Source organism: Methanomicrobia archaeon (assembly GCA_011049045.1).
GTDB lineage: Archaea > Halobacteriota > Syntropharchaeia > Alkanophagales > Methanospirareceae > JACGMN01.
The window spans coordinates 77,043-88,515 of record DSCO01000047.1; the positions used below are offsets into that span (position 1 = coordinate 77,043).

Here is an 11,473-nt window from a genome sequence, read left to right on the forward strand (position 1 = left end):
TTACTCACCTCCTTTCGTCTTTTTGCCTTGCTTTACCGGCGGTACGTACTTCCGCAAGAGCAAGGAGAGCGAGACGACCGTCACGGAACTCAGGGCCATAGCAAGCCCCGCAAGCTCCGGCCGGAACGTGATGCCGAGTAAGGGGTAGAGAATGCCAGCCGCCACGGGAATGAGCGCGGTATTGTAGGCGAACGCCCAGAAGAGGTTCTGCTTTATGCGCGCCATCACCTTCTTGCTCAGCTGAACCGCGGCAACGGCGTCCCGCAGATCGTTCTTGATCAGCACGATCTCCCCGCTCTCGATTGCCACGTCTGTTCCACTGCCGATCGCGATCCCGACGTCTGCCTGCGCCAGTGCGGGCGCGTCATTGATCCCATCGCCGACGAAGGCCACGCGCTCGCCCTTCTCCTGCAGCCGCTGCACCTCTTCCGCTTTGTCCTGCGGTAACACTTCTGCTAACACCCGGTCTATGCCGATCTGCTTTGCGATCGCGTGCGCGGTTCGTGCATTATCGCCGGTGATCATCACCACGTTCAGCCCCATCGCTTTGAACGCGGTAATAGCAGCAGGTGCGCTCTCCTTGAGCGTGTCCGCGATAGCGATGATACCCACGGGTTTATCATCACGAGCGACCATTATCGCCGTCTTGCCTTCGTTCTCCAGTTCGGTCACTTTGTCTTCGAACTCTTGCGGGATCGTAAGAGCCCGCTCCTCGAACAGCATGCGATTCCCGATGAGCAGTGTCCGCCCCTCGACGGTTGCAGTCACCCCGAGCCCGCTGAAGGTGTCAAACCGGCCCGTCGCGTCAAGCTCGATCTCCTTCTCTTCCGCACGGCGTACAATGGCCGCTGCGAGTGGATGTTGTGAATTCCGCTCCACACTCGCCGCTAATTTCAAGAGCTGGCGATCGCCGACGCTGAAGCCGAAGACATCGGTCACCTCCGGCTCACCCGTGGTCAGGGTTCCCGTTTTGTCAAAGACGATCGTGGTCAGTTTCTCCGCGATCTCGAGCGCCTCACCGTTCTTCACGAGCACGCCAAGCTCCGCACCGCGACCGATGCCCACCGTGACCGCAGTCGGCGTAGCGAGTCCGAGTGCACAGGGGCACGCGATTACGAGCACGGATATCAATACGGTAAGTGCAAAGAGGAGCGTTTCGTCGAGCAGGACATACCAGACTACAAAGGCGAGGAGCGCGATCGTCAAGATGGCGGGTATGAAGTAGCTCACAGCTCTATCCGCGATCCGCTGAACCGGTGGTCGAGAGCCCTGGGCCTCCTCCACCAATCTGATGATCTGCGCGAGGACGGTGTCTTTCCCGATCTTCGTAGCACGGAAGGTGAGAACACTGTTCGTATTCAGCGTGCCACCAACGACCTCGTCGCCTTTTCGCTTCACCACCGGCAGCGGTTCGCCGGTGATCATCGATTCATCCACATAACTCTCGCCTGCCACGACCGTGCCATCGACCGGGATCTTTTCGCCCGGTTTCACCACGATCTGGTCACCGATATGTAGGTCTTCAATCGGTAGCGTTCGCTCCCGCCCGTGATGGAGCACCGTGGCATTCCTGGGCTGTAGCCCAATCAGTTTCTTCAGTGCCTCTGAGGTCCGCCCTTTTGCGCGCGCTTCCAGATAGCGGCCAATGGTGAGGAAGGCGGCGAGCATGAGCGCGGTCTCATAAAAGAGGAATTCACCGGTAAGCACAAGCCCGAACGTGCCCAGAAAGCTCGCGCCAAAGGCAACCCCGATGCCCATGGCGTACATCACGTCCATAGTGAGGTTCTTATTCTTGAGCGCGCGGTAGGCTGCGCTGAAGATCGGATGGCTGACGTATACAAAGGGGGGTGTGGAGACGACAAGCATGAAGTAAGCCATCGAGAACGGCCAGGTGATCGGCAGATACATAAGGATCAGAAGCGGGATCGCGAACGCGAACCCAACGATGAATCGTCTGCGTTTCGCCAGTAAGTCGCGCTCCCTGATCGCCTCCTCGGAGATGCCCGCTTCCTCGCCCGCCAGGCCCAGGTACTGATAGCCCGCCGCTTCAATGGCACGCTTCATGTCCGCGAGCGTTACCAATCGCGGATTGTAGGTGACGTAAGCCTTCTCTGCGCTGAGATTGACCGTAACGGTGGCGACGCCCTCGAGCTCCTGAAGCGCTGTCTCGATGGCCTTTGCGCACATCACGCAGGTCATCCCGCCGATCTTCACGATCGCGCTCTCGTGCACCACGCTGTAGCCAGCGTCTGTCACCGCCCGCTCCAGATCGGCAATGGTCACGCGGCTCGAATCGTACTCGATACGCGCACTCTCGGTCCCCAGATTCACCGCCGCCTCAGCAACACCCTCAGTACTGAGGAGCGACTTCTCGACTGTTGCTGCGCAGGTCGCGCAGGTCATCCCGGAGATCTTCAGCTCCGCCCTCTTCCGCTCGGCTGTCATTCTCACCGTAAGCGACGTACACCCTCAGAATCTCAGCAGGTTATTCGCGCCGCTATCCACTCGTGAACGAATTTATTTTTTTATATGAACCGCTCAAATCGATCCTTCTTCGCTTTGCAGATCGGGCACACGCCCGGTGGGCCTTCGCGCGCACAGAGGTAGCCGCAGACGCGGCAGCGCCAGATCGGTAGTGGAAGCATCGACAGCGCAGGCGCGAGGGAGTGCTGCTTATGCTGTGCCCGCTCTTCAGGCAGTGGCCGCCGTTCGGGTATCGACCCCAGTTCCTGCTCGCCCGCCATGACACGATCTGAAACATAAAGGCCACAATAGCAGGCGCCATAGTCCTCTATATCCTGATCACGGTAATCGCAGGGGCAGATAATGTCCAGATCCTGCTCCTTCACTCCCGCGGCCAACCGGCAGGGGCAGGCCCAATAGCCATAACGCTGCTCGTTGATCAACAATCCCCGTGCCAACTCCCGGGTATGCTCCGCATCGGGATTCAGATGATAGCCAGCCTCTTCGGCCTCCTTATCCAGGCGTTTATAGAGCTTTTGCACCCGTTCCTCGCTCACGTCATTCTCGGCCATTATCCCAGGACCTCCCGAATCCGCTTCTCCTGGTAACCCTGGATGATTGTTCCGTTGTTGATCACCATCGTAGGAAATGCACGTGTGGACGTATATTGTGCCATTTCAGCTAAAATCTGCTCTTTCTCCGCGCCCGCCAGCAAGTCAACATAGACGTAATCGAACTCAACGCCCAACTGCTCGAGCAGTTTTTTCGTCTTCTTGCACCAGACGCAGGTGCTCAATGCATACAGAACTACCTGCCCCTTATTCTTCCCTTTGACGTGCGTCATGCTCATGAAAACATCACCAATCTGGTATCCCCGTGACCATACACATTAATTAGATTGCAGATCCGGGGTACATAAATACTTACGTGCCGTTTTCTTGCCGCGAATCCGCGGATCTTTGCGGTGTTTTGCTCGCATGACCGGTTATAGACCCATTTTCGTCCGGTTTGCTTCGATATGTGCCAGCATCGCATCGGCTGCTTTGACCGGGTTGGTCTCAATGTTTAATAAGCCACCGGTCAGCTGTCTCAAGTCCTCCGTCAGGAGGGTGACCAACCGGGGCGCACCGGTAACCGTGGGCACGGGATTGACGTACGTGAAGAGCCCGAAGGCCAGTGCGAAGACGGCATCGATGGTGGCCTTCTGCTCCATATATTCCGGTGCCGCCGCGACCACCGGGAGATCAGATATGGGGACGCCGCCCAGTGCAAGGCTGACCGTTGCTAATAGATCAGCTAAACGACCCGTATCGGTGCAGGTACCGTAGCTCAGAACCGGTGGGAGGCTCAGGCGCTCACAGAATCCGCTGAGACCCGGACCTGCTAATCTCACCGCCTCGGGACTGCAGAGCCCCGCAACCTGCAGGGCGCCGTTGCCGCAGCCCATCGAGAGCACGAGAATATCACGTTTGATGAGCTCTTGTGCTATGCGAACACTATGCACGTCCTGCCCGGAATCCCGGAGCGTGGTGCAGGATACGAATCCGGCGAGGCCTCGAACTGTACCGTCCTGAATAGCGGTTATAAGTAGCTCGAGCGAGCCACCAAGAGCTGCACGGATGCTCTCGGTCGAGAACCCCACCAGCGCTTCTCTGACCGGTAACTCTCGCACAGGCTCCACGTTCTCTCGCCGGTCCTTGAAATTATCGACCGCCATCTGCAGCAGCTGCGCTGCCTGTTCTCCCGCCTGTTCAGGCACGTAGTTGATACGATCAGCAACACCGTCAAAGGCAACTAATTCGCTCACCGGCACGAGCTTAAAGTTGTATTTCCGGGCGTACAACTGATCGATGGGCATCGAGCAATTCATATCGGCCGCGAAGAGATCCACGCAGCCACTGGCGAGCACCGCTTCCTGCGTGATCCAGTTGCCGGTGAATCCGTAGAATACCTCATCCATTTCCCAGCGCTGGATCATCTCCTGTCCGGTCTCGATATTCGCAATGATCCGCAGACCCTTTGCGCCCGCGGCCTTTGCCCGCTCCTGCCATGACGCTTCCCGAGCAAGTTGTACCATCGCGAACCCGAGAAACGGCTCGTGACCGTTTGGCAGCACATTCACATAATCAGGGTCAAGAACACCGAGGTCAACACGCATAGAATGTGGTTTTGGTATGCCGAAGAGGATGTCCTGACAGTATTCGTTGACGATCTGGCTCTGGTACGCCATTGCCAGGCTGAGGCGCATCGCCTTGAGCGCGAGACTCGCGTAATACCCATCAACGTTGGTAAGGCACGAGCTCGTAGCCAGCATCATCTCAGCATGGATCCCGCCGGGAAAGATACCCAGCGCTCGCCAGACCTCTTTGCGCTCGTCAGGCGCTAAGGCCGCCACAATAAGGCTCGAATCATAGTATTTGCGGTTAAAATCGGCCTCTACAAAATCGCAGAGCCGAATAGCAAGCTCCTGCACGGATCCCGAACTCGAAATGCCGAACCGCTCAACAAAATCACACAATTTCTCGGATTCCTGTATCGTAAACGGTGTTTTGCCCGCTGCAGTTGCACGGAGTGTCTTTATGGTCTGATCAGTGTGGTACTGGTACGTGGACGCGCCCAGCACATTCCGGAGTAGCATCATCCGCATCGCCATGCCATCGGCCGTGATGCCGCACACGCCGCGTTTGTCCTTTGCTGCATCAGCACGGCACGGGCCATTGGAGCACAAATCGCAGCGCGTGCCCGCCTGACAGAACGGACAGCGTTTATCAGGATCGCCGCCCATACCCTGGGCCTCAAAGCGATCCCAGATACTGGTTATACCGTCTTTCCTGATCCGCTCGTATACGCTCCGAACAGAATCATGGTACGAAATCCTATCCTTCTCCATTTTTACCTCCCACTCTGTATGTTATTAGCGCTGTGACCAGTTAAGCGTACCCGAAAGCAGGGCGTCCACCCAGCTTGCGGTGGATGAACGGTAAACCGCTAGAACACCTCAGCGTTTATCGGGCAAGTCTCGCCGCGATCATCAGGACGTTATTACCGGGGGAGCGTGCTTCGTTCACCCTCCTTCTTTTCACTACTGGCCTGCGAAGAACCTGTTTTCCACAAACCGTTTGTGTGGTTGCAGTGAATGTGAATGAAGATGGCGCTCCGGAATGCCGGGTGTGCTTAGAGGCTGGAGGGCTTTGAAATTGAACGTGAAGCAGGAGCAAGGAAGCGGGCAGAAGACACTCGCTGGTTCGTTTGTGAAAGCGTTCAAAAGCTTCAGCATGAGTCTTCCCCTGCTGCTCGGCGTCGTTCTCCTCTTAGGCCTCTTCCGCGTCTTCGTGACGAATGCGATGATCTCCGCTGTTTTCACGGGTGCCGTGGTGCGCGATACTGTGATTGGTGCGGTCATCGGGAGTGTTTCTGCCGGTAGCGCGATCATCAGTTATATCATCGGTGGTGAGCTGCTCACGGCAAACGTGAGTCTTTTTGCCGTCGCAGCCTTTATCGTTGCCTGGGTAACGGTCGGCGTCGTTCAATTCCCCGCGGAAGCTGCGATCCTGGGGAGACGGTTCGCTATCACGCGCAACATACTCAGTTTTATCTTCGCCATCGCGGTCGCAATCGTCACGGTTGCCACGGTGGAGGTGCTCACATGAACGAGCTCGGCATCTCAAGAGAACAGGGCGCGGTAGAGGAGGTGACGGGTAAAGCGGGAGGAGGTACGCAGAAACGGAAGAAGGAGCTCTCACACGGGCTCTATTTCCTAGGATTCGTGCTCATTCTGTACCTTGCTCTGTATCTGCTTGAGCCCACGAGCACCCAGAAAGCGCTCAGGGCAAGCGGCGAGGTACTGGTTACTATAGCGCCGATACTGGTGGTTATCATCGGCTTCATGGGGATCCTCAACTATTTCTTCACGCCGAAAACGATCGCGAAGTATGCGGGGCAGGGCTCGGGCGCGAAAGGCTGGATCCTGGCAGTGACCACCGGAATACTGAGCCACGGTCCGATTTACATCTGGTATCCGCTCTTGCGGGAATTGCGTGAGCAGGGTATGCGCAGCGGTCTGGTCGCCGCGTTCCTGTACAATCGCGCGATCAAGCTCCCGCACCTGCCCTTGATGGTCTATTACTTCGGCACGCTATTCGTGGTCGTGCTGCTGGTTTATATGGTCCTTGTGTCGGTAATTGTGGGGAAATTGCTGGAGCTGATCGAAGGATAGGGATCAGAAGCTACGTAGTAAGCTGTCGTTTCTGTGGTTTCTCCGATGCTGCGGGATGGTCGTGGAGCGGACGGACGAGCGAGAGATGGTGAAGACGAAGCGGTATATTTTCCGTATCACGGGTATCTTCTACTCTTGTTGGGTTGCCGGTATGTCCCCTAGGCAAAGCCTCTGGAGGCTACAATGATTTTTCTGTCTCTCATCCTTAAAGATATGTGTTGACAGACGATAGAGGCCTGGAAGATGAAGAACCCGAGAACTGCTCTGACCGGTAAGAAACGGATACCCGTGATCTTTGCGTTTGTTTTACTGGCTGGTTTGGTCATTGCCTCGTTTACTCTTGATTTCGGGCTGGTTCGATCAGAATCCGCCGCCAACTCGCAGGTGAGTACCTTCTCCGTGATGAACCCCCAGGTTGACCTCTCCGGAACGGTTTACCTTTACGTCGAAGGCAACGACCCGGTGAGCAAGGCGCTCGAAGCCGAACTGACGCAGGATTTACGGGGCATTGCGGCTGAGGTGAAGTTATCGGCTATACTCCACGAGCAGTTTGACGGGCCGGTGATCGCTGTGTTCATGATCAGGGAAGACCCTTTTTACACACCCGTCTACGCTACCGCCACTGCAGATATGCTTTACTGCTTCTCGAGCATCGGTAGCACCCGGTACTTCATCGATTTCTACCGGGCTGAATTCGGGGTGCCTGAACCGGCGGTGATCTTTGATAGCTCCGACGGTCCACAGCTTTTAGAGAAGGGCCGCGTATCAGTAACGATTTCCCTCCGTGGCTTGTTTTCCTGGCCAGCCAGTAAAAGGTACCTGGCAGAGCCTTTCTCACGAGAAATTGTCACGCAATTAAGCAGTCTCCCGTAAAAGGCACCCGAAACTTCGCGGTATCCGCGCATCGTTCTTCAAAAAACCGTCACGAGAACTCCCAACAGCGTAAAGGCTTTATTGCTTTGACCCGATATATTCCTGGAGGTGTTAATAGCTATGACCACGACGATGAACATCCCCAAGAAAGTGATCATTATGGGCGCTGCGGGCCGGGACTTCCACAACTTTAATGTTTATTTCAGGGATAATCCCGCGTACCGTGTTGTCGCATTCACCGCAGCCCAGATACCTGATATAGAAGGCCGAACGTATCCTGCAGCACTGGCGGGCGGCTTATACCCGGACGGCATCCCGATCTTCGCAGAAGAGGAACTGATCACGTTGATAACAGCGCATGCGATCGATCGTGTCGTCTTTGCGTACAGCGATGTGCCTTATGAGTATGTGATGACCAAAGGCGCGGCAGTCAATGCTGCCGGTGCGGATTTTATCATGCTCGGCCCGGCTGCGACCATGCTGCGAAGCCGCGTGCCCGTCATCTCAGTCTGTGCCGTGCGTACCGGTAGTGGCAAGACCTCGGTAAGCAAGAAGCTGTGTCAGCTCCTGCTCGCGCGCGGCAAGACCGTGGTCGTGGTGCGGCATCCTATGCCCTATGGCAAGCTTGCAGAGCAAGCGGTACAGCGGTTCTCATCCTACGAAGACATTGAGCGTATGGGGTGCACGATAGAGGAGCGGGAAGAGTATGAGACGCATATCGATGTGGGCTGTACCGTCTATGCCGGTGTGGACTATGAGAAGATCCTGCGACAGGCTGAGACCGAAGCGGATATTATCATCTGGGACGGCGGCAATAACGATTTCTCGTTCTTTAAACCTGACTTGAATATCGTGGTTGCCGACCCGCATCGTGCCGGCGATGAAGTTACCTACTACCCGGGCGAGATCAATGCACGCATGGCAGATGTGGTCGTGATCAATAAGCAGGATACCGCGGAACTGGAGAAGATCGAGCAGGTACGCCGTAATATCATGAGAATAAACCCGAATGCAAAGATCATTGATTCAGCATCGCCGATCACCGTCGAGCGTCCGGAGCTCATCAGGGGCAAGCGGGTGCTGGTGGTCGAGGACGGGCCCACGCTGACACACGGCGGCATGAAGTACGGTGCGGGACTCATTGCGGCCCATAAAGCAGGCGCGAAAGAGATCGTCGACCCACGCCCATTCATCACCGGCACGATCACCGAGACCTTCAGCGAGTATCCCAACATAGGGCCGCTGCTGCCCGCCATGGGCTACAGCAAGGAGCAGATCAACGATCTGGAGCTGACGATCAACGCCGCTGAGTGCGATGCGGTCGTTATCGGCACGCCGATCGATCTGACGCGCGTCATCACTCTGAACAAGCCCGCGACGCGGGTACGGTACGGCATTAAAGAGATCGGCGATGCGACTCTGGAAGCGGTTGTGGATACGTTCTTAAAACAGGTAAACCGATGAGCCTGATCGTTGCTGCACTTGGCGGGAATGCGATCATCAAACAGGGCGAACAGGGCACCTTCGCGCAGCAGTTCCGTAATACCTACGAGAGTATGGGCTATATCGCGCACCTGATCAGAGCAGGGCACCAGGTGGTGCTGACCCACGGTAACGGACCCCAGGTGGGGTTTATCATGATCCAGGCAGAAGCAGCCGCGGGAAAGGTCCCGACTGCACCCTTACATGTCGATGTCGCACAGTCACAGGGCAGTATGGGCTATATGATCGCCCAGAGCCTCATCAACCAGCTAGAGGCGCACAACATCGATATCAGCGTGGCCGCTGTCGTGACGCAGGTGCTGGTGGATCGAGAGGATCAGGCCATGAAGAATCCAACAAAACCGGTCGGTGCGTTTTATAGCCGCGAACGAGCAGCGGAACTGGAACGCCGAGGTCATGCGATCGTGGAGGACAGCGGTCGCGGCTGGCGACGTGTCGTGCCCTCACCCCGCCCCATGAGGATCATCGAGACCGCTCTCATAAAAGAGCTGGTGCAGGCAGGGACCATTGTGGTCGCCTGTGGCGGTGGCGGCATACCCGTCGCCACCGAGAACGGTACGCTGAGGGGTGTGGATGCGGTGATCGATAAAGACCTGGCGTCGAGCCTGCTCGCGGTCCAGCTAAAGGCAACTGTGCTCATGTTTCTGACGACCGTGGACCAGGTAGCGCTGAACTATAATTCCCCTCAGCAAGTCGACCTTGACAGGCTGAGCCTGGCTGAAGCCCGGCAGTACTTGAGCGAGGGACAGTTTCCGGCCGGTAGTATGGGGCCCAAGATCGAAGCAGCAATCGAGTTTGTGGAACGTGGCGGCGAGCAAGCAATTGTTTGTAAGCCCGAGTCGGTTGTTGAGGCGCTTGCGGGACGGGCAGGGACGGTAATCGAGTAAACGCAACTGTTAGGGTGAAATTGCAAGCGTAGTGTTTTTGAAAAGCCCCAGAAGACCCCACGAATAGACCAAAAAAGACACGGGGCTGAAATCAATTTCCTGTAGTTTCTACCTGTCTGTTTGTTTTGTGTCAAAAAGAAAAAGGGAGAGCTGATTATACGCTCTCTCACATATCGCCCTGGATAGCCATTCTATTAAACGTTACGCTTTGCCTTGCAAGGTTATTTCCAGCGAAGAGACGTTCATTTTGTCTCCGTTTACCCCTACGAGCTGCTCTGTCCCCATCTTTATGTCCTTCACGTCTACGCCCGGCATGAACTTATTCCGTACTACCTCTGCGGTATCCACGGCTCGTGAGATCGCTCTACCTCTTGCTTTGATTAATACCTCGTCGCTCGAGCCATTGTTAAACTGCGTCACTACTGCCAGGACATAACTCATCACTGGCTTATTTCCGATATAAATCACGTTGTCTTCTCCAGACATTTTTGCATCACTACGTTATTCATTATACTCAGGGCATATAAGCAAATTTGCTTTTTAGCGCCAGAAAACCCGTTAACCAAAAATCCGAAGCTGCCTGATAAATCGGCTTTGATAACGCTTTTTCTCAGTTTTTTCGGTACAAATAATGCCAAGGCTTATCTACTGAGCGGTTATACCTACTATTGTGGAGCGTTGTCATAATGTTTGAAACAGAAGATCTTTTGGTAAGGGAATATTTTAGAAAAATGATTGGGGAAGACGGATTGGAGATAATGAAAAATGTTCCTGAGGGTGAAATAAGTGAAAGTGAGATTGTAAAGCTAAACGATACGAAACCCTCCTCTATAAGAAAAGTTCTCTACAAGTTATATGAGAGCAGGAATGCCGAGTACAGGACTGAACGCGATGATAATAGTGGCTGGATTACCTATTGGTGGAGCTTTAATTCCGATAATGTCAAGAAAATGATCGATAAAGAAGTGGATGACGAGCTGCATGAATTAAGAAAGAAACTCGAATACGAAAGAAGCGGAGAGTTTTACCAATGCCGCTGTCACTGTGTTTTGTTTGAAGTCGCAGCGGAACAGGACTTCTGGTGTGAGGATTGCGAATCATATTTCGAACATTTTGATAACGGTGGTCTAATAAAAGAGCTCGAGGAGCAGATAGAAGAAAGAGAGAAAGCGAGGAGCCGGGATTAAGGGTGACCGAGAGTGGGCACTTGAATGAATTTACGCCGAAGGTTCATCTAAACCAAAAGTGATTTGTGTATAGTAAATACAATCTTATGGGCTTCACCGCTCTCACCTCGCGTTCACGCCAGCTCATCCCCTCGAAAGAATCCGAGACAATTAGGATATCGATGTCACGCTCCATAGATGATATCCCCGCGCTCGTGATCCAAACAAAAGAATCTTTTTAGGTAACCCAAACTCCGCAAATTAACCCATAGGTAGCGCCTCAGGGAAGAGCGAGCACATCTGTCGTGCCCGCTTGGGTATCTGTGCGAAGTACTCACGTCCACTCCGTTCCACGATCTTCATCA

The 11,473-nt window shown here is 54.9% G+C and carries 11 protein-coding genes; 6 read left to right on the plus strand and 5 right to left on the minus strand.

Going from position 1 to position 11,473, the window contains the following annotated elements:
• The 4 genes from ENN68_06295 to cooS all read right to left on the minus strand — a co-directional run bounded on the left by ENN68_06295 (position 1) and on the right by cooS (position 5,353).
• A complete protein-coding gene (locus ENN68_06295) occupies positions 1–2,445 on the minus strand; it encodes a heavy metal translocating P-type ATPase (GenBank protein ID HDS45684.1) in 2,445 nt (814 codons plus the stop codon).
• Positions 2,446–2,525: 80 nt separating this feature from the next.
• Positions 2,526–3,035: a ferredoxin:glutaredoxin reductase gene (locus ENN68_06300; GenBank protein HDS45685.1), complete on the minus strand. Its 510-nt coding sequence runs from the start codon at positions 3,033–3,035 to the stop codon at positions 2,526–2,528.
• Positions 3,035–3,313, minus strand: coding sequence for a glutaredoxin family protein (locus ENN68_06305; GenBank protein ID HDS45686.1), 279 nt, complete (start codon positions 3,311–3,313; stop codon positions 3,035–3,037). Before ENN68_06305 ends, ENN68_06300 begins: the two co-directional genes overlap by 1 nt.
• A gap of 135 nt (positions 3,314–3,448) precedes the next feature.
• Positions 3,449–5,353 carry an anaerobic carbon-monoxide dehydrogenase catalytic subunit gene (cooS, locus tag ENN68_06310; protein ID HDS45687.1) on the minus strand — a complete coding sequence of 635 codons (1,905 nt, stop codon included), beginning with the start codon at positions 5,351–5,353 and terminating at the stop codon, positions 3,449–3,451.
• Positions 5,354–5,738: 385 nt separating this feature from the next.
• On the opposite strand from cooS, the gene ENN68_06315 reads away from it, so the two are divergent.
• The 5 genes from ENN68_06315 to arcC all read left to right on the plus strand — a co-directional run bounded on the left by ENN68_06315 (position 5,739) and on the right by arcC (position 9,942).
• Positions 5,739–6,113, plus strand: coding sequence for a hypothetical protein (locus ENN68_06315; protein HDS45688.1), 375 nt, complete (start codon positions 5,739–5,741; stop codon positions 6,111–6,113).
• Positions 6,110–6,679, plus strand: a complete 570-nt coding sequence (locus tag ENN68_06320; GenBank protein HDS45689.1) for a permease — start codon at positions 6,110–6,112, stop codon at positions 6,677–6,679. The genes ENN68_06315 and ENN68_06320 overlap by 4 nt, the downstream gene beginning before the upstream one ends.
• A gap of 243 nt (positions 6,680–6,922) precedes the next feature.
• Positions 6,923–7,552, plus strand: coding sequence for a hypothetical protein (locus ENN68_06325; protein HDS45690.1), 630 nt, complete (start codon positions 6,923–6,925; stop codon positions 7,550–7,552).
• Between the two features lie 132 nt (positions 7,553–7,684).
• Positions 7,685–9,016, plus strand: a complete 1,332-nt coding sequence (locus tag ENN68_06330; GenBank protein ID HDS45691.1) for a GTPase — start codon at positions 7,685–7,687, stop codon at positions 9,014–9,016.
• Positions 9,013–9,942, plus strand: a complete 930-nt coding sequence (arcC, locus tag ENN68_06335; GenBank protein ID HDS45692.1) for a carbamate kinase — start codon at positions 9,013–9,015, stop codon at positions 9,940–9,942. The genes ENN68_06330 and arcC overlap by 4 nt, the downstream gene beginning before the upstream one ends.
• Before the next feature lie 201 nt (positions 9,943–10,143).
• Here arcC and albA read toward each other — a convergent pair whose 3' ends face one another.
• Positions 10,144–10,428 (minus strand): DNA-binding protein Alba, encoded by a 285-nt coding sequence (gene albA / locus ENN68_06340; protein HDS45693.1) that lies wholly within the window; start codon positions 10,426–10,428, stop codon positions 10,144–10,146.
• A gap of 200 nt (positions 10,429–10,628) precedes the next feature.
• On the opposite strand from albA, the gene ENN68_06345 reads away from it, so the two are divergent.
• Positions 10,629–11,129: a hypothetical protein gene (locus ENN68_06345; protein HDS45694.1), complete on the plus strand. Its 501-nt coding sequence runs from the start codon at positions 10,629–10,631 to the stop codon at positions 11,127–11,129.
• Positions 11,130–11,473 lie beyond the last annotated feature (344 nt).